We start from the raw sequence: 18,167 nt of genomic DNA on the forward strand, positions 1-18,167 counted from the left end.
GCGGGATGAGCGGTGAGCATTTCAGATCGGAGAACCTGTCTGGCAGTTCTACTTCCACCGGATCAGGGCATAAGGTCGCAACGGTCAGAAATGCAAAAGGTGGGAGACCCTTAGAAAGGGTCTCCCACCTGCGGGGTGGCTGACGGGACTCGAACCCGCGACAGCCAGGATCACAACCTGGTGCTCTACCAACTGAACTACAGCCACCATCGGCACCGACTTTCAGCGTTCACACGCTGTTGGCCGAGCCAGGCTCATACTCTATCCGGTTCCAAGCGCTAAATTCCAATCGGTTTCTGACCTGCGTGTTCCGCCGAGATCTTTGGCGGCGCAGACGGCGGACCGAGCCTCACATAGGAGGCAGGTCGGCGACGACCTTCTCGAGCGTCTTCGCATCAGGGCCCGGCGCGGGCACGAACGCTGCGGCGCGGTAATAGCGCAACTCCTGAATCGATTCGCGGATGTCGGCGAGGGCGCGATGCGCGAGCCCCTTCGGCGGCTGACCGAAGTAGATCGCCGGGAACCAGCGACGGGTCAGCTCCTTGATCGAGCTGACGTCGACCATGCGGTAGTGGAGGAACGAGTCGAGTTCCTTCATGTCGCGTGCGATGAAGCCGCGATCGGTCCCGATCGAGTTGCCGGCCAGCGGAGCGGCGGCGTCGCCGGTGATGTGTTCACGCAGATAGTCCAAGACCATCTTCTCCGCTTCGGCGAGTGTCACCGTCGACGCCCTGACCTCTTCGGTGAGTCCGGAAGCGGCGTGCATTTTCACAACCACCTCGGGCATCGCGGCGAGGGCGTCGTCGTCGGCGTGGATCACCACGTCCACGCCGTCGCCGAGAATGTTCAAGTCGCTGTCGGTGACGAGCGCAGCGATCTCGATCAGCTTGTCGGAGCCCACGTCGAGGCCGGTCATTTCACAGTCGATCCACACGAGTTTGTCCTGCACGCGATCGACTCTATGCCCGATGCGGGTCGTCGGTGTCAGTCGCCCTCGCCGAGCTTGCCGTAGAAGTGTCCGACGATCGGGGCGACGAGCGCGCGGGGCGAATACCCGCCCGCCACCGACATGGCCTTCGAGAGCGTGCCGGGCACGATGCGCATCTTGTTGCGCGCCAACGCGTCCAGACTCATCTCTGCGACCTTGTCGGAGGAGTGCCACAGGAAGTCGGGCACCATCTTGTCGACGATCGACTCCTCGTCGGCCGACGGTGTCGCCGTCCGAACCGGCCCGGGAGCCAACAGGGTGACGCGGACACCGGTGCCTTTGAGTTCGCCGCGCAGCGACTCGCTGAAGGTGTTGACGAACGCTTTGGTCGCCGCATAGGTGGCGTTGTTCGGGATCGCCATATTGCCCGCAGCCGACCCGACCATCAGGATCCCGCCCGTACCTCGCTCGACCATCTGGGGGAGAACCGCGAGCGTCAAGTCGTGGACGGCGTTCGCATTCAAGCGGACCTGCGCGCGCTCGTAGTCCAGGTCGGCCTCGGCGACGGGGCCGAAGGTGGCGATTCCGGCGTTGTTGCACAGTACCGAGACCTCGCGGCCACGCAATTCGTCACACAGAACTGCGACGGCGTCCAGGTCGGAGAGATCCACCGCGCGGACCTCAGCATCGACGTCGAAACGGCTGCGGATCTCGGTGGCGAGCGCCTCGAGGATCTCTCCGCGTCGCGCGACCAGGATGACCGAGTGGCCACGACGTGCGAGTGCGCGTGCGAGCGCCATCCCGATTCCGGACGACGCTCCGGTGACGACGGCGCGGGCTGTGTGACGAGGAGGGACAGGCATGAGGGACATGATATCTGGGCGCGGGGGGATCTCGACTCCGCTCGATCGACGGGGAAGGGCTCGATCGACGGAGTGGGCTCGAGCGGAGTCGAGGGCGATCTCGACTCCGCTCGATCAGCAAGCAGAACGCTCGATCAGCAAGCAGAACGCTCGATCAGCAAGCAGTAGGGGTCACTCGATGCCGGCGGCGACTTCCGTGCCCTGGCGGATGGCGCGCTTGGCGTCGAGCTCGGAGGCGAAGTCGGCACCGCCGATCACATGAGTGATGATGCCGGCCTCGGTCAGTGGGTCGACGAGTTCGCGGACCGACTCCTGGCCCGCGCAGACGACGACGTTGTCCACTTCGAGGACTCGAGTTCCGGTGACGTTGCCCTGCTTGTCGTGCACGGTGATGTGCAGGCCGTCGTCGTCGATCCGGTCGTAGGTCGCGGCCGAGATCTGTTCGACGCCCTTCATTTTGACAGTCGCACGGTGAACCCAGCCGGTGGTCTTGCCGAGGGTCTTGCCCTGGCTGCCCGGCTTGCGCTGCACCATGTACACCTGGCGGATTGCCGGGAGCGGGCGATGCTTGGTGACGAAGCCGGGAGTGTCGAGATCCTCGGTGACACCCCATTCCTGCTCCCACTCCTTCAAATTGAGAGTGGGCGACTCGTCGGTCGTCAGGAACTCGGTGACATCGAAACCGATACCGCCCGCGCCGATCACCGCGACGCGTTTGCCGATCTCGCGATGGCCGAGGACGGCTTCCGCGTACGACATGACCATCGGGTGATCGATGCCGTCGATCGTCGGGATGCGCGGGACGACGCCGGTCGCCACGACGACTTGATCGAACGCGCCGTCGATGATGTCCTGCGCGGACGCCTTGACGCCCAGTCGGACGTTCACGTTGTTCACCTCGAGCTGGCGAGTGTAATAACGGATCGTCTCGTTGAACTCCTCCTTGCCCGGGATGCGGGCGGCGATCGAGAACTGGCCGCCGATGTGCTCACCGCCCTCGAACAGGTCGACGCGGTGGCCGCGCTGGGCCGCGGACACGGCCGCCGCGAGCCCTGCCGGACCGGCGCCGATCACAGCGATCCGCTTGGCGCGGCGCGTCTGGCCGAGCGTCAGTGTCGTCTCACGGCCGGCACGCGGGTTGAGCAGGCACGACACCTTCTTGCCGACGAAAGCGTGATCCAGGCACGCCTGGTTGCAGCCGATGCACGTGTTGATCTCGTCGGCGCGACCGGACGCAGCCTTGTTCGCGAAGTCCGGATCCGACAGGAGCGGACGCGCCATCGAGATGGCGTCCACCTTGCGGCCCGCGAGGATCTCCTCGGCGAGATCAGGCGTGTTGATGCGGTTCGACGCGATCAACGGGATCGACACGACATCGCGCAGACGCTCGGTGAACTTGACGAACGCACCGCGCGGAACCGACGTGACGATCGTCGGCACCTGTGCCTCGTGCCAGCCGATGTCGGTGTTGATCGCGTCGACGCCGAGTTCCTCGGCGCGCTTCGCGAGCCCCGCGATCTCGTCGAACGTCTGGCCGCCTTTGACGAAGTCTGCGACGGACTGGCGAAGGATCACCGGGAAGTCGCGCGGGACCTCCTCGCGGATCGCCTTGATGATCTCGAGCAGGAAGCGCTGACGGTTCTCCGTGGACCCGCCCCACTTGTCGGTGCGGTCGTTGGTGTGCGGGCACAGGAACTGGTTGATCAGATAGCCTTCGCCGCCCATGATCTCGATCGCGTCGTATCCCGCGCGGCGAGCGAGTTTGGCGCTCTGCCCGAATGAGCGGATCACGTGCCAGATGATCGCCTCGGTCATCTGCACGTGCTTGAACGGATGTATCGGCGACGGTGCGCTGCCGGCGGCGACCTTGAACGGCGTGTACCCGTAGCGGCCCGCGTGGATGATCTGCAAGGCGATCTTGCCGCCCTCGTTGTGGACCGCCTTGGTGAACTCACGGTGGCGGATCACGTCTGCCTGGTTGGTCATCTTGCCTGCGAACGGCAGCAGCAGACCGGTGCGCGACGTCGCGAACCCGCCGGTGATGATGAGGCCGACGCCGCCTCGGGCGCGCTCGGCGTAGTAGGCGGCCAGCTTGGGGGTGTCCCACAGGCGGTCTTCCAGACCCGTGTGCATGGAGCCCATGACGAGACGGTTCTTCAATGTCGTGCCGCCGATCTGCAACGGCTCGAACAGAAGCGGGTAATGGGTGTTGGGTTCGGCCGTCGGGGCTGACATGGCTGGACCTTTCTCTCTCGGGGCTGTCCACTCGTGGATCGGGCGACAGTCAGATCTGTGAGTCGAGTTCGCGACGCAGTCCGGCGAGGACCTCGTCGCACCACTCGACAGTTCCTTGCGTGACGCGTACGCCACCGCGAAGCACCAGGTATTGGTGCAGCTTGCGGCCGTGCAATGCGTCGGGTTCGGGGTAGTAGTCGCGCTCGAATCCGCGGTAGAGCTCGAGCGAGGCAGCGGCTTCGGCCCGATGCTCTTCGAGTTGTTTGACGACCTGCGACAGATCGCCGAACTCGGCGGCTCGGAGTTTGACGCCGAGTTCGCTGCGCAACGGCGGCAGTGGAGTCGGGGTGACGACCCACTCGGACAGGACCTCACGTCCTGCGTCGGAGATCGTGTACACCTTCTTGTCCGGGCGGCCGTCCTGGCTGACTGATTCGAAGCTCACCAAGCCGTCGTCGTGCAGCTTCTTCAGGGTCCGATAGATCTGCTGGTGCGTCGCCGACCAGAAGTATCCGATGGACCGCACGAACTGCTGCCCGATCTCGTAGCCGGTTCCCGGACGCTCGGACAGCGACACGAGGATGGCATGTTCCAAAGCCATATCGTCACGGTAGCAGTGCAACAAAGTGTTATGCAACGATGTTCATATCAATTCGGGGTGTGGCTAGGCGAGCGACAGCGCCGCCGTCCGAACCCTGCTAAGAATGTGCCGTGACCAGCTTGCGTCGAATCTCGCTTCCCGGATCAGCGCCCGAAGACGTCGTCGTACTGTCCGACGGCCGCATCGGCACCGGCCTCGCCGATGGCCGACTTCTCGCCGTCGATCCCGACACCGGCGACGTCGAAATACTCGCCGACACCGCGGGTCACCTATTGGGACTCGACGTGCGCGCGGACGGATCGGTCGTGATCTGCGATCACGACCGTGGACTTCTGCTGCTCGACGCCGGGGAGCGTCGGGCCACGGTCCTCGCCGACACAGTGGACGGACGACCGCTGCACTTCGCGTCGAACGCGACGACCGCGTCCGACGGAACCGTGTACTTCACCTCGTCGACGCAGCGCTTCACCATCGACAAATGGCGCTCGGACCTCATCGAGCACTCGGGCACCGGCCGTCTCCTGGCACGGTCCGTCGACGGTCGAGTGGACGTGCTCCTCGGCGGGCTGCAGTTCGCGAACGGCGTCGTGCTCGCGCCCGACGAGTCGTATCTACTGGTCGCCGAGACCGGTGCCGCTCGGATCACTCGTTACTGGCTGACCGGCGATGCCGCGGGCACCACCGACTTGTTCGTCGACGACCTGCCCGGCTATCCGGACAACATGTCGATCGGCAGCGACGGGCTGGTCTGGGTCGCGTTGGCGTCGCCGCGCAACGCCGTCCTCGAATCGCTGTTCAAGCTGCCGTCGCGGGCTCGCAAGGTCCTGGCGCGCGCCCCGCAGCGGGTGGGGCCGGCTCCCGAAGAGACGGTGTGGGCCCTCGGCATCGGATTCGACGGCGAGATCGTGCACGACGTCCACATCGACGATCCCGACTTCTCGTTCGTCACGGGCGTCGTCGAACGCGACGGCGTCCTCTACTTCGGCACGATCATGCACGATGCGATCGGCGTGCTCGATGTGCCCGGCGCGTAACCGGCCGTCGCAGAGCTCGTAGACGTCGTCGGCGAGCGGGAGGATCCGCGCGTCGTGCGTGATGAGCAGGGTGGTTCGCCCGGCGGCCAACGTGCACAGCGGTCCGACGAGACCGGCGACGGTGTCGTCGTCGAGGGCCGCGGTCGGCTCGTCGAGAATCAGGATCGGGGTGTCGCGCAACAGTGCGCGCGCCATGCACAGACGTTGGCGTTGACCGCCGGACAACTCCAGCCCTTCAGCGGCCAGAATCGTGTCGTAGCCGTCGTCGAGTGCAGTCACGAAGTCGGCGGCGCCCGCCGCCGTGGCGACGGCGACGATGTCCGCGCGAGTGGCGTCGGGAACTCCGTAGGCGATGTTGTCGGCGACAGATCCGGGTTTGATCATCGGGGTCTGGGGGAGCAGTGTGACCGCGTCGCGGACGGAGCGGGCGGTGACCGAGCCGACGTCGACGCCGTCGATCCGGACGATTCCCGCCGACGGCGCGTCCATCCGCGCCACTAGGCTCGCCATCGTCGACTTTCCGGCGCCGCTGCGACCGACGAGGGCGGTGATCGAGCCCGGTGACAAGGCGAGGTCGACGCCGTCGAGGACCACTCGGTCGCCGCGGCTGCGCACCACGTCGTGGAACTCGACGACCCCGTGTGGCGCACTGAGATCGGGAGCGCCGTCGACGTCAGGGGAGTGCGGCGGCTCGTCGAGGAGCTCGCCGATGCGGGCGGCGCTCACGCCGGTCGCGGCCAGCGACAGGCGGACGTCGGCGATCTCCTGAAGCTTCGGGTACAGCATGGCCAGATATCCGGTCAACGCCATGAGTTGGCCGACGGTCAGGTGTCCCGACCGTACCTGTGAGACGCCGACGACAGCGACGGCGAGCGTGACCAGGATCTGCGCGAAGCCGAGGACTGAGCCGAACCCGGCCTCGACTCGGGCCAGACTGACGCGCGCCGCCATCGCGTCCTGTCCACGCCGGTGCAGTGCGGTTTGTTCGACCCTCTCGCGGTTGTAGGCGATCGTCACCTCGTGCCCGGTGAAGGCCGACTGCAGGGTGTCGGCCAGCGCGCTCTCGGCATCGCGTTCGCGCCAGGTGTGCGTGCTCTGGCGCCGTCCGTACCAGGCCGACAACGCCCAGATCGGAGGTACCGAGCAGAGTGCGACCAGCGTGAGGATCGGACTCATCCACCACGCCGCACCGACCAGGGCGACGGCGTTGACCGCGGCGACGACCGCGGCGAGCAGACCGGACGATATCGCGTGTTCGACGGCCTCGAGGTCGCTGGAGTGACGGACCACCAGGTCGCCGATGCCGCGTCGACGGTGAGCCGCGGGGGAGAGCCGCTGCACGTGCGCGAAGACTCGGTCGCGTAGCGCCAACACGATCTTCTCCGATTCACGCGCCGCCATCACCTGGCCGACGTAGTCGGCTGCCGATGACACCGCCGTCACCGAGATCCACACGGCGGCAAGCGGAATCAGCGCAATGAGCGACGAGTAGGCGAGCGCGGTGTCCACCACGTCGGCGAGAGCGAAGACGCCCGCCGCGTCACACGCCGCTGCGGCGACGAACAGCACGCCCGCCAGAATCAACGGTCGTCGATGACCGCGGAGCAACGGGAGGAATCGGGTGACGGCGTGACGGTTCACGGGTGGGGTCCTTCGGGTGGAACGCCGCGTGCGCCGGGCTCGTCGACGAGCCCGACGCACGCGCGGGGGTTACGGGCGGGGCCGGAAGATCAGCGCCAGATCCAGGTCCACCGGCGGCTGCGGCGGTCCCACTGACGAACGCGGCGACGACGCTGCGGCGTCGAGTGATGCTGCTGTTGCTGGCCGCGGCCGGCCTGACGGTTCTTGTTCGGGGTTGCCATGCGGCTTCTCCTTCGTGACAGGAGATGCGGACTGCATCTCTTTCGGGGGTGTGACTCCGGGGGGTTCTCGGTGCCACACAGATCAAGGTAGGAGTGATTCCTGGACGATCAGGAGGTCATTCCCTGCCGGTTTCCTGGACGTCCTCACACCCGGGTTCGACACACTGCGAGGTGTTCATAACTTCGCGGTGACAGCGCCTGCCCTCGTGCGCAACACGCGATTCGTAGGTTCGACGAATCAGCTGGCGGATGCGCCGTCGGCGCGACGAGAGGCGGCACCTCGTGGGACGAAGCCACACGATCGAGCACTGGGACCCCGAAGACACGGTGGCGTGGGAGGCGGGCGGAGCCGCCGTCGCCCGGCGCAATCTGATCTGGTCGGTCGTCGCCGAGCACGTCGGCTTCTCGGTGTGGTCGCTCTGGTCGGTGATGGTGCTGTTCATGCCAACCGACGTGTACGGCATCTCGACCGGCGACAAGTTCCTGATCGGAGCCGTCGCCACACTGACTGGCGCGCTCCTGCGGTTCCCGTACACGATGGCCACCACGCGCTTCGGCGGTCGGAACTGGACGATCTTCTCCGCCGTCGTCCTCCTGATCCCGGTGTCGGCGACGATCGTGCTCCTTGCGAACCCGGGGCAGCCGCTGTGGATGTACCTGGTGTGCGCGGCGCTCACCGGACTGGGCGGAGGCAACTTCGCGTCGTCGATGACGAACATCAACGCGTTCTACCCGCAGCGACTCAAGGGTTGGGCGCTCGGCCTCAACGCGGGCGGCGGCAATCTCGGAGTGCCCGCGGTGCAGCTCCTCGGACTCCTCGTGCTTGCCTGGGCTGGCGACACCGAGCCGTACTGGGTGTGCGCGTTCTACCTAGTGGCGCTCGTGGTGGCAGGCATCGGCTCCGCCGTATACATGGACAATCTGCAGGGGCCGGGGGTGGACACGGCCGCGATGCGAGCCGCGACCCGGAACCGCAACACCTGGATCATCTCGCTCCTGTACATCGGTACGTTCGGCTCGTTCATCGGCTTCTCGTTCGCCTTTGCGCAAGTGCTGGCGATCAACTTCCGCGCTGACGGCCAGTCGGCCACCGATGCTGCGCTGCACGCAGCGTCCATCGCCTTCATCGGACCGCTGCTCGGTTCGATCAGTCGCGTGTACGGCGGCAAGCTGGCCGACCGGTTCGGCGGCAGCACCGTGACTCTCGCGGTGTTCGTCGGCATGATCGGCGCAGCGGCGATCCTCATCGCGAGCAACGGATCACTGGTCGTGATGACGATCGCGTTCGTGCTTCTGTTCATCCTGTCGGGCATGGGCAACGGCTCGGTGTACAAGATCATCCCGTCGGTGTTCGACGCAGCGTCGCGCGACCTTCCCCTCGACGCTGCAGGCCGGGCCGCCTACTCGCGGTCGATGTCCGGCGCGGTGATCGGTATCGCGGGTGCGCTCGGCGGACTCGGCGGTGTCGGCATCAACCTGGTGCTGCGGCAGTCGTACCAATCGGGTGACGGCGGTTCGCCGGTGTGGGCGTTCAGCGTGTTCGCCACCTTCTATGCCGTCGCCGCGCTCGTCACTTGGCGTGCGTACGTCGCAGTGCCTGCGACGACGCCTGCTCTGGAAGACACCCGCGTGTCTGGAACGATGAGTTCATGACCTCACGCTCCGATCAGGGAACCCCGCCTACGCTGGCGGGGTTCTCCGTTGCGATCACCGCGGCACGCCGCGCGGAGGAGTTCAGCGCGCTGCTGACTCGTCGCGGTGCTCGCGTAGTGTCTGCCGCCGCGATCTCGATGGTTCCGCTGGCCGACGATCGGGGGCTGTTGGACGCGACGCGCAGCCTCATTCACACGCCCCCGGACCTCGTGATCGCGACGACGGGCATCGGCTTTCGCGGCTGGATCGAAGCCGCCGACGAGTGGGGAATGGCCGACGACCTGCTGGCAGCACTCGGGTCGGCACGCGTCATCTCACGCGGACCGAAGGCTACCGGTGCGCTGCGTGCCGCGGGTCTGCGCGAGGAGTGGTCACCGGTATCGGAGTCGTCCGCAGAGGTCCTCGAGTACTTGACCGCCGACGACCTCGCGGAGAGGCGAGTCGCCGTGCAACTGCACGGCGCGACGCACTCGTGGGATCCGAACCCCGGATTCCTCGACGGTTTGACCGCGCGCGGCGGACTGGTCGTCGGCGTACCGGTCTACCGATGGGAGGGGCCGAGCGATGCGGCCGCATTCGATGCGCTCATCGACGACATCGTCCACGTCCGCGTCGACGCGGTCGCGTTCACCTCGGCTCCCGCCGTCGCGTCGACCCTGCTGCGCGCGAGCGAACTCGGTGTCCGCGACCGGCTGGTCGCCGCGATGCGTGGCCCGATCACCGCCTACAGCGTCGGGCCCGTCACCTCGGCGCCGCTCGACGCGGACGGTGTTCCGAGCGTCGCGCCCGACCGGATGCGGCTGGGCGCACTCGCTCGACTCATGGCTGAGGACCTGCCTGCCGGGGCCCCGGACATCGCGGTGGCCGGTCACCGTCTCGGCGTGCATGCGTCGTCCGCAGTGGTCGACGGCGAGGTACGGGACGTGTCGGCGACCGGGCTGGCCGTGTTGAAGGCATTGGCCGCGACACCCGGCGACGTCGTGTCACGGCAGGACCTGCTCGACCTGCTTCCCGCGGCAGGCGAGGACGCGCACGCGGTGGAGGTGGCCGTCGGCCGGCTGCGGACCGCGCTGGGCGCCCGCGAGATCGTGGGAACGGTCGTCAAGCGTGGTTACCGGCTGGCGATCGACTGAGTGGTACCGCTGACGCGAAGGTCAGCGAGGCTCAGCCAGCGACGAGTGCGGTGTTGCGCGCCAGCGCACACGCGCGCTCGACTATCAGCGGGTGCAGACCCAACGGCGCGGCGACGACGTCGGCGCCCGAGTGCTCCAGCCGGGTCTGGAACAGACCCGGCGCGAGGAGGTGTGAGGCGACCGAGACCCGAGCGTGTCGGCGCCGAAGTCGGGCGACGGCGTCGCTCACCGCCGGATATTGCGGAGCTTTCGCCGATGGCGCGGCGAAGGCGACCTCGACCGGCGCGCCGAGGACGAGGGCGAGTGCCGCCGCCACCGACTCCACATCCCGGTGCGCTGTCGGGTCGGACGACCCGGCGGCCGCCAGGACGACGGCGTCACCGGCCCGACGTCCGGCCCGGTGGAGACGGTCGGCGAGCGCCGCGACGACCTCGCCGGACGGGCCGAGCGAGTCGGTCACGCGAGTCGGCGGGAGCCCGCGGCGTCCGAGATACTCGGGGAGGTCTCGACGGACGTGGTAGCCGCGCCCGAGGAATGCGGGGACGACCGTGACGGGGTCGGGCCCTTGACCGGCGAGTGCTTCGGACGGGTTCGGGCCGAGTACGTCCACGAAGGAGACCGTGACACGCTCGGCGAGGCGGTCGCGCATCACGGCGGCGAGGTCGCCGATCAGTGCGACTCCGTGCGGATTGCGGGTGCCGTGGGCGACGAGGAGTACGGTCACGACACTGCGTCCACCGTGACCGGTTCCGGGCGTCGGCCGAACCCGACCAGCGGAGAGTTCGCGACGAAGACGGTCCCGTCGATCCCGATGCGCGTCGCGAAGACCGGGATCTTCACGCCGTCCGCGTCGAGGCACCGCCCGTCGATCAGGCTGAACGCCTGCTTCTTGAGTGGTGACTGGACGACGGGGAAGCCGTTGCGGTCGCCCACGATGCCGCGCGACAAGACGGCGGCCCGACCGATGGGGTCGATGTTGCCGACGGCGCGCAGCGAGTCGTCAGCGAGTCGGAACAACGCCACCTGGCCGTGGTCGGGGAGCAGGACGGCGACCCCTCGGAGCGGCTGCAGCGTGTCGTACGCGCAGGCCGGGGTCCAATCGCGGGTCCAGCGGTGCAGGTCGAAGTTGATGGTCATGCGTTGCTCCTCACAGTCGGCTCACCGAGCAGCACGGGAACCTTGCGGCCGTGGCTCTCGCCGAACGAGACGGTCGGGTCTGGCACGTTCGGGGCGTTGACGAACGAGGCGAATCGAGACAACTTGTCCGGGTCGTCGAGGACGCCCTTCCACTCGCACTCGTATCCGTCGACGTGCCGGGCCATGTCGGCCTCGAAGTCGGCGGCCAGACCGAGACTGTCGTCGACGATCACGGCGCGCAGACGATCGAGACCGCCGTCGAGCCCCTCCAACCACGGTGCGGTCCGCTGCAGACGGTCGGCGGTCCGGATGTAGTACATGAGGAATCGGTCGATGTAGGAGATGAGCGTCTGGGTGTCGAGGTCGCCTGCCAGGAGTTGCGCGTGCCTGGGGGTCATACCGCCGTTGCCGCCGACGTACAGATTCCAGCCGTTCTCGGTGGCGATGACGCCGACGTCCTTGCCGCGCGCCTCCGCGCATTCGCGGGCGCAGCCGGACACGCCCATCTTGAGCTTGTGGGGTGATCGCAGCCCGCGGTAGCGGAGCTCCAGATCGATGGCGAGTTGCACCGAGTCCTGCTGCCCGTACCGGCACCAGTCCGAGCCCGCGCAGCTCTTCACCGTGCGCAGCGACTTTCCGTAGGCCTGCCCGGACTCCATCCCGCCGTCGACCAGGCGGCGCCAGATGTCGGGGAGCTGGTCGACGGTGGCCCCGAACATGTCGATGCGCTGACCGCCGGTGATCTTCGTGTACAGCCCGAAGTCGCGGGCGACCTCGCCGATCAGGATGAGGTGTTCGGCGCTGATGTCGCCGCCCGGCACCCGCGGCACCACCGAGTAGGTTCCGTTGCGTTGGATGTTGGCCAGGAAGTGGTCGTTGGAGTCCTGCAGGGACGCCTGTTCGCCGTCGAGGATGTGGTCGCTGCTCGTCGACGCGAGGATCGACGCCACCGTCGGTTTGCAGATGTCACAGCCGGTGCCGGAGCCGAAACGCTCGACGAGTCCGGAGAAGGTGCGGATGCCGCTGGCTTGGACGAACTCGAACAGTTCGGCGCGGGAGACGTCGAAGTGCTCGCACAACGCCGTCGACTGTTCGACGCCCGAGTCGGCGAGGATCTGCGAGAGCAGCGGAACACACGACCCACACGAGGTGCCTGCGCCCGTGCACTTCTTGAGGGCCGCGACGTCGCACGCGCCGTCGGCGATCGCGCTGCACAGCGTCCCCTTCGAGACGTCGTTGCACGAACAGATCTGGGCGTCGTCACCGAGCGCGCCGACCCCGAGCGCCGGGGCGCCGTCGGAGACCGGACTGATGAGGGCGACAGGGTCACCGGGGATCGACGAGCCGACGAGCGGACGGAGCACGCCGTACGAGGAGGCGTCGCCGACGAGGACACCGCCCAGGAGGGTCGATGCGTCGTCGGACAGGACGAGTTTGGCGTACGTTCCGTTGATCGGATCGCTGACGACGACATTGAGGGCGCCAGGCGCTTGTCCGTGTGCGTCGCCGAAGCTCGCGACGTCGACGCCGAGGAGTTTCAGCTTGGTGGACATGTCGGCCCCGGGGAAGCAGGCGTCGCCGCCGAGCAGTCGGTCGGCGACGACTTCGGCGCTCGCGTAGCCCGGGCCGACGAGGCCGTAGCAGCGACCGTCGATGGCCGCGACCTCACCGATCGCGTACACGGCGGGGTCGCTGGTCACGCATGCGGTGTCGGTGAGGACGCCGCCGCGTTCGGCCGTGTCGAGGCCGGATTCGCGACCGAGCTCGTCGCGGGGACGGACACCGGCCGCGAAGACCACGAGCGCCGCCGTGACGGTGGACTCGTCGGAGAACGTCACGGTGAGGTCGTCGCCGGCGGGTGCGATCGAGGAGGTGCCGGTCTCCAGCGAGATGTCGATCCCGAGGGCCCCGATCAACCGAGTCAGGTGCTCGCCGCCCGCCGGGTCGACCTGCTGCGGCATGAGACGCGGATTCATCTCGACCACATGCGGGCGCAGGCCGAGACGGCGGAGGGCGTCGGCGGCTTCGAGGCCGAGCAGACCGCCGCCGATGACGATGCCGACCGGTTGGTCGCCTGCGCTGCGTGCGAGCGCAGCGTCCGCGTCGGCCCGGATGGCGTCGAGGCCGTCGAGGGTTCGATACACGTGACAGTGGGCGACGTCGTGCCCCGGCACCGGCGGGACGAACGCGTACGAGCCGGTGGCCAAGACCACCGCGTCGTAGTCGACTGTGGTGCCGTCGTCGAGGCGCACCGTTCTCGTGTCGCGGTCGATGCCCGCCGCCCGACGACCGGACAGGACGCGCACTGAGTCGTCGCCGCTGTAGTCGTTGCCCGCCAATGCGAGCGAGTTGCGTTCCCACCCGCCGATGTACGACGAGAGCGCGACCCGGTCGTACGCGCGCTCGTGTTCTTCACCGATCACGACGACGTTCCACGAAGCGTCCACATCGCGGGTGCGGAGTGCTTCGACGAAACGGTGCCCGACCATTCCGTGCCCGATGACTGCAACTGTTCTGCTCATGTCGACGACGTTATGGACGCGGTGTTGCCGTCGATCGCGCTTCGGGTTGCTTCCGAGTCACCGCCTCCTCACCGTGTTACGGCGCGGTGTGTGAGGGCGTCGGCAGAGGTTCCCGCCCGCTGATCGAGCTCCCGCCCGCTGATCGAGCTTCCGCCCGCTGATCGAGCGGAGTCGAGATCCGGCGTTCAGTAGACGTCGCGGACGTACCGATGCTCGGCGGCGAGAGCGGCGACGTAGGCGTCGGCACTGCGGGGAGCGAGGCGGCCCTGTTCGGCGATGATCTGGTGCAGCGTGTCGTCGACGTCGCGGGCCATCCTCGACGCGTCGCCGCACACGTACACGTACGCGCCGCGCGAGAGCCATGCCCAGAGGTCGGCGGCGTGCTCGCGCATCAGGTCCTGGACGTACACTTTGTCGGTCTGGTCACGGGAGAAGGCGACGTCGAGACGCGTCAGGACACCGACGTCGCGCAACTCGGTCAACTCCTCCTCGTAGAGGAAGTCGGTGGCACGGTGCTGCTCGCCGAAGAACAGCCAGTTGTCGCCCGCGGAGCCGGTGGCCCCGCGCTCGTGCAGGAAACCGCGGAACGGGGCGATGCCGGTACCAGGTCCGATCATGATGATCGGGGCCGTTGGATCCGCGGGAGGGGCGAAATGCTTGTTGGGCTGGACGAACACTTTGACGGGAGTGGGCTCGGGCGCGTCGGCGAGATACGTCGAGCAGACGCCGCCGCGTAGGACCTCACCCACGTGGAACCGGACTGCCGACACCGTCACCTCCACCCGGTCGGGGGTGTGGACCGGACTGGACGAGATCGAGTAGAGACGTGGCTGCAGTGGCCGCAGGACGGTGAGCCAGTCGGCGATCTCCGCGTCGACGGGATACGCCGCGAGCAGGTCAACCGACTGCCGACCCCACACCCACTCGTCGAATGCGTCCCGGTGTTCGAGCAGGCTCCGCAGATGCGGATCGTCATGACGGTCGGCGACGAAGCCGACGAGGTCTCGAGTGATGCGCGCGATCTCGAAGTGGTCGGCGAGCGCGGTCCGCAACGGCATCGTGTCGCCTGCCGCGTCGACGGGCAGATCGCCGTCCAGATCTGTCACCGCGAGCCACTCGTCGACGAGTGCGGGACTGTTCGTCGGGACGACGCCGAGCGCGTCGCCTGCCTGGTAGGTGAGTGTGTCCGGCGGAAGCTCGAAAGCGAAGCGCCGCACCTCTTTCGCCGAGCCGTCTCCCGACAGGCGTTCATTGGCGACGAGTCGCGCAGCGAGTGGATTCCGGCGCGAATAGTCCACGGGTGGAACAGTCTCCACGGGATCATCCGATTCCACGGACAGTGCCTCGGTCACGGTGTGGACCCAGGCATCGGCGACGGCGTCGTCGCCTGGCTCGCACGAGACGCGGTCGACGATGCGGTCCGCGCCCAGCAGTTCGAGTCGGCCGTCCAGTTTGCGAGCGAACCCGCAGAAGTCCGCGTACGAGGAGTCGCCGAAGCCGAGTACGGCGAATCGCAGATCGGCCACGTCCGAGGACGTCGCTACCGTCAATCGCGTCCACAGCGCGGTCGCGTTGTCGGGAGGATCGCCGTCACCCGTGGTCGACACCGCGAACAGCACCGGGCCGGTCAACTCGTCGATACCGACCTCGGCCGCGGAGCGAGACGACACGGTGAAGCCTGCCGCGGTCAGGCCGGGGACGGCGCGTTCGGCGAACTCCTCGGCGGTACCGGTCTGCGATGCCCAGACGAGAGTGAGGCGCGGCCCCGTCGTCGCGACAGCCGGAGCGGCGACTGGGACGGCCGAGCGCGAGAAGTAGCCCGCGAGTACTCCGTCGGCCCACGCCCGGACGGCGGATGAGAGGGGAGCGGTCACCGGGATCACCGGTACGGCGTCCACGGGCGGGTTCGCCGCGATGCCTGCTGCCAGACCGGAGAGGTACGCCGACTCCGCGGCGTCGGTCGAGGGCGTCGGAGCTCCGCCGAAAACGGACGCGAGAGCGGTCACAGATGGATCCCCCTGTGTAGTGGAGTCTGGCGGGCTGGAGACAGGCTCGGCGGGCACGGGCGTCAACGACACCGCGCACGCTTTGAACTCGGGCTGCAGCGAGTCGGGGTCGACGGCGTCGCTGGTGACGGCGTTGACTGCCAGCTCCGGCCCCGACGCATCGTTGAAGTGCATCGGGACGAAGCAGCAGCCGGGTGCGATGTCGGCCGTCACTCGGGCCGGGACGGTCACCGACCCACGGCGGGACGCGACCGTCACGCGGTCGCCGTCGACGATGGCGTGCTCGGCAGCTGTGTCCGGGTGCAGCTCGGCGAAACTGGCCGGATCGAGTCTGTTGAGCTTCGCGACCCGACCGGTCTTGGTCATGGTGTGCCACTGGTGGGCGAGGCGGCCGGTGGTCAGCAGCACCGGGTACTCGTCGTCCGGCAATTCGGCGGGCGGCAGGAACGGGCGTGGCAGGAATCGGGCTCGACCGTCGGCGGTCGGGAAGCGCAGCGTGGCGCCGTCGCGGTATCGGATCGGATTGCGGGCGTCGCAGCCGGGCGCAGCAGGCCATTGGACGGGTCCCTCGCGCAGCCGTTCGTGGCTTGCACCTCGCACGTCCCATCCGGTCGTCGGATTCTGGAATGCGCTCAACTCGTCGAACACCGATGACGCGTCCGGGTAGTCGAAGGCCTCGCCGAAACCCAGTGCGGTCGCGACGTCGGCGATCACCCTCCAGTCGGGACGAGCGTCGCCGGGTGGAGCGAGTGCGGGTCGGCACAACGTCAGGGTCCGTTCGGAATTCACCATCACGCCGTCGGTCTCCGACCACAGGGCGGCGGGCAGCACGATGTCGGCGTACGCGGTGGTCTCGGCGCCGTCGAAGGCCTCTTGGACGATGACGAGGTCCGCCGCTTCGAGCGCGGCGATGACCGTGCTCCGGTTTGCCACCGACGCCACCGGGTTGGTGCAGATGATCCAGGCGGCGCGGATCTCGCCCGCGGCCATCCGCTCGAACATGTCGATGGTGCCGCCGCCCGCATCGTCGCGGATCGCCCCGGCGGGCAGTCCCCACAGGTTCTCGGTGAACGCCCGGTGTTCCGCGTCGAGCGCGGTGCGTTGGCCCGGCAGCCCGGGCCCCATGTATCCCATCTCGCGACCGCCCATGGCATTCGGCTGCCCGGTCAGCGAGAACGGTCCCGACCCGGTGCGGCAGATCGTTCCAGTCGCCAGGTGCAGGTTCACGAGCGCGTTGGTGTGCCAGGTGCCGTGTGTCGACTGATTGAGGCCCATCGTCCACAACGACATCCAGTCGTCCGCGTCGACGATCCATTGCGCGAGGGTGCGCAGGTCGTCGAGGGGCAGTCCCGTCGTCTCGGCGACCACGTCGAGCGGATAGTCGTCGAGCAACGGAGCCATCGTCTCCCACCCGGAGGTGTGCGCGGCGACGAACACGGCGTCCACCCCACCCGACTCGACGATCGACCGGAGCACGCCGTTGAGGAGTGCCAGATCGGTCCCCGGGCGAATCGGGAGGTACAGGTCTGCTTTGGCGGCCGTCGCGGTACGTCGAGGATCGACGACGACGAGGCGGGCCCCCGCCTTGACACGCTCCATCATGCGCAGGAACAGGATCGGATGGCAGTCGGCCATATTGGACCCGATCACCAGGAACAGGTCGGCGTGGTCGAGGTCGTCGTAGCTGCCGGGCGGTCCGTCCGCGCCGAGCGATTGCTTGTAACCGGTGCCCGCCGACGCCATGCACAGCCGCGAGTTCGACTCGATCTGGTTGGTCCCGAGGAACCCCTTCGTCAGCTTGTTCGCCAGGTACTGGGCTTCGGTCGTCATCTGTCCGGACACGTAGACGGCGATCGAGTCGGGGCCGTGCTCGTCGCGTATCGCGCTGAGGCGTCGGGCTGTCTCGGTGATCGCGTCGTCGATTCCGGTTCGGGTGCCGTCAACGGTAGCGGACATGAGACGTCCTGGCGCGGAGAGCATCTCGGCCGTCGTCGCGCCTTTGGTGCAGAGTCGTCCGCGGTTTGTCGGGTGATCAGGCGTCCCGGTCGACGCCGCGACTCGGTCGCCGTCGATCCGCAGCGTGAGTCCGCATCCGACCCCGCAGTATCCGCACACAGTCGGCACGGTGCGCGAGGGATCGTCCATGCCCCGATGGTCGATGTGACATGTTTCCGATTGCGCCGTTTCGTGTTA

The 18,167-nt window shown here is 67.7% G+C and carries 12 protein-coding genes, 1 tRNA gene and 1 pseudogene; 3 read left to right on the forward strand and 11 right to left on the reverse strand.

Annotated features, from left to right (window positions below; all coding sequences use genetic code 11):
• Positions 1 to 134: 134 nt before the first annotated feature.
• From L5G32_RS04090 to L5G32_RS04110, 5 genes are all read right to left on the reverse strand, one after another.
• Positions 135 to 207, reverse strand: a tRNA-His gene (locus tag L5G32_RS04090).
• A gap of 142 nt (positions 208 to 349) precedes the next feature.
• The gene (gene orn / locus L5G32_RS04095) at positions 350 to 949 is read right to left on the reverse strand and encodes an oligoribonuclease (RefSeq protein WP_237009753.1); all 600 of its coding nucleotides are present in this window, start codon (positions 947 to 949) and stop codon (positions 350 to 352) included.
• Between the two features lie 35 nt (positions 950 to 984).
• Complete coding sequence (gene cmrA, locus L5G32_RS04100; RefSeq protein ID WP_237009754.1) at positions 985 to 1,791, reverse strand: mycolate reductase; 807 nt, start codon at positions 1,789 to 1,791, stop codon at positions 985 to 987.
• Positions 1,792 to 1,962: 171 nt separating this feature from the next.
• A complete protein-coding gene (locus L5G32_RS04105) occupies positions 1,963 to 4,026 on the reverse strand; it encodes an NADPH-dependent 2,4-dienoyl-CoA reductase (protein WP_237009755.1) in 2,064 nt (687 codons plus the stop codon).
• 49 nt (positions 4,027 to 4,075) lie between these two features.
• On the reverse strand, positions 4,076 to 4,627 hold the full coding sequence (locus L5G32_RS04110) for a PadR family transcriptional regulator (RefSeq protein WP_237009756.1): 552 nt from the start codon (positions 4,625 to 4,627) through the stop codon (positions 4,076 to 4,078).
• A 110-nt stretch (positions 4,628 to 4,737) separates the two neighbouring features.
• Between L5G32_RS04110 and L5G32_RS04115 the strand changes: the two are divergent.
• Positions 4,738 to 5,334: pseudogene (locus L5G32_RS04115) on the forward strand (SMP-30/gluconolactonase/LRE family protein); the annotation flags it as partial.
• Here L5G32_RS04115 and L5G32_RS04120 read toward each other — a convergent pair.
• Both L5G32_RS04120 and L5G32_RS19180 read right to left on the reverse strand, forming a co-directional pair.
• Positions 5,239 to 7,302, reverse strand: a complete 2,064-nt coding sequence (locus tag L5G32_RS04120; RefSeq protein WP_237009757.1) for an ABC transporter ATP-binding protein — start codon at positions 7,300 to 7,302, stop codon at positions 5,239 to 5,241. The pseudogene L5G32_RS04115 and the gene L5G32_RS04120 sit on opposite strands and share 96 nt — an antisense overlap.
• Before the next feature lie 89 nt (positions 7,303 to 7,391).
• On the reverse strand, positions 7,392 to 7,523 hold the full coding sequence (locus L5G32_RS19180) for a hypothetical protein (RefSeq protein WP_265738668.1): 132 nt from the start codon (positions 7,521 to 7,523) through the stop codon (positions 7,392 to 7,394).
• Between the two features lie 249 nt (positions 7,524 to 7,772).
• Here L5G32_RS19180 and L5G32_RS04125 point away from each other — a divergent pair, with 249 nt between their 5' ends.
• Both L5G32_RS04125 and L5G32_RS04130 read left to right on the forward strand, forming a co-directional pair.
• Positions 7,773 to 9,176: an MFS transporter gene (locus tag L5G32_RS04125; RefSeq protein ID WP_372491630.1), complete on the forward strand. Its 1,404-nt coding sequence runs from the start codon at positions 7,773 to 7,775 to the stop codon at positions 9,174 to 9,176.
• Entirely contained in the window at positions 9,173 to 10,309 is a 1,137-nt protein-coding gene (locus tag L5G32_RS04130; protein ID WP_237009759.1) for a uroporphyrinogen-III synthase, read from the forward strand. Before L5G32_RS04125 ends, L5G32_RS04130 begins: the two co-directional genes overlap by 4 nt.
• A 31-nt stretch (positions 10,310 to 10,340) precedes the next feature.
• On the opposite strand, the gene L5G32_RS04135 is transcribed toward L5G32_RS04130, so the two are convergent.
• The 4 genes from L5G32_RS04135 to L5G32_RS04150 all read right to left on the reverse strand — a co-directional run bounded on the left by L5G32_RS04135 (position 10,341) and on the right by L5G32_RS04150 (position 18,119).
• Entirely contained in the window at positions 10,341 to 11,033 is a 693-nt protein-coding gene (locus L5G32_RS04135; protein WP_237009760.1) for a sirohydrochlorin chelatase, read from the reverse strand.
• Positions 11,030 to 11,446, reverse strand: a complete 417-nt coding sequence (nirD, locus tag L5G32_RS04140) for a nitrite reductase small subunit NirD (protein WP_237009761.1) — start codon at positions 11,444 to 11,446, stop codon at positions 11,030 to 11,032. The genes L5G32_RS04135 and nirD overlap by 4 nt, the downstream gene beginning before the upstream one ends.
• On the reverse strand, positions 11,443 to 13,968 hold the full coding sequence (gene nirB / locus L5G32_RS04145; RefSeq protein ID WP_237009762.1) for a nitrite reductase large subunit NirB: 2,526 nt from the start codon (positions 13,966 to 13,968) through the stop codon (positions 11,443 to 11,445). Before nirB ends, nirD begins: the two co-directional genes overlap by 4 nt.
• A gap of 185 nt (positions 13,969 to 14,153) precedes the next feature.
• Positions 14,154 to 18,119 carry a bifunctional nitrate reductase/sulfite reductase flavoprotein subunit alpha gene (locus L5G32_RS04150; protein ID WP_237009763.1) on the reverse strand — a complete coding sequence of 1,322 codons (3,966 nt, stop codon included), beginning with the start codon at positions 18,117 to 18,119 and terminating at the stop codon, positions 14,154 to 14,156.
• Between the last annotated feature and the right edge of the window lie 48 nt (positions 18,120 to 18,167).

It is taken from the genome of Gordonia zhenghanii, from assembly GCF_021738965.1.
In the GTDB taxonomy this organism is placed as follows: Bacteria; Actinomycetota; Actinomycetes; order Mycobacteriales; family Mycobacteriaceae; genus Gordonia; species Gordonia zhenghanii.

Coding starts and splice junctions, on each gene's coding strand:
- cmrA (WP_237009754.1), bottom strand. CDS start 1,791: ATGCCTGTCCCTCCTCGTCACACAGCCCGCGCCGTCGTCACCGGAGCG.
- L5G32_RS04105 (WP_237009755.1), bottom strand. CDS start 4,026: ATGTCAGCCCCGACGGCCGAACCCAACACCCATTACCCGCTTCTGTTC.
- L5G32_RS04110 (WP_237009756.1), bottom strand. CDS start 4,627: ATGGCTTTGGAACATGCCATCCTCGTGTCGCTGTCCGAGCGTCCGGGA.
- L5G32_RS19180 (WP_265738668.1), bottom strand. CDS start 7,523: ATGGCAACCCCGAACAAGAACCGTCAGGCCGGCCGCGGCCAGCAACAG.
- L5G32_RS04125 (WP_372491630.1), top strand. CDS start 7,773: ATGCGCCGTCGGCGCGACGAGAGGCGGCACCTCGTGGGACGAAGCCAC.
- L5G32_RS04130 (WP_237009759.1), top strand. CDS start 9,173: ATGACCTCACGCTCCGATCAGGGAACCCCGCCTACGCTGGCGGGGTTC.
- nirD (WP_237009761.1), bottom strand. CDS start 11,446: ATGACCATCAACTTCGACCTGCACCGCTGGACCCGCGATTGGACCCCG.
- nirB (WP_237009762.1), bottom strand. CDS start 13,968: ATGAGCAGAACAGTTGCAGTCATCGGGCACGGAATGGTCGGGCACCGT.
- L5G32_RS04150 (WP_237009763.1), bottom strand. CDS start 18,119: ATGGACGATCCCTCGCGCACCGTGCCGACTGTGTGCGGATACTGCGGG.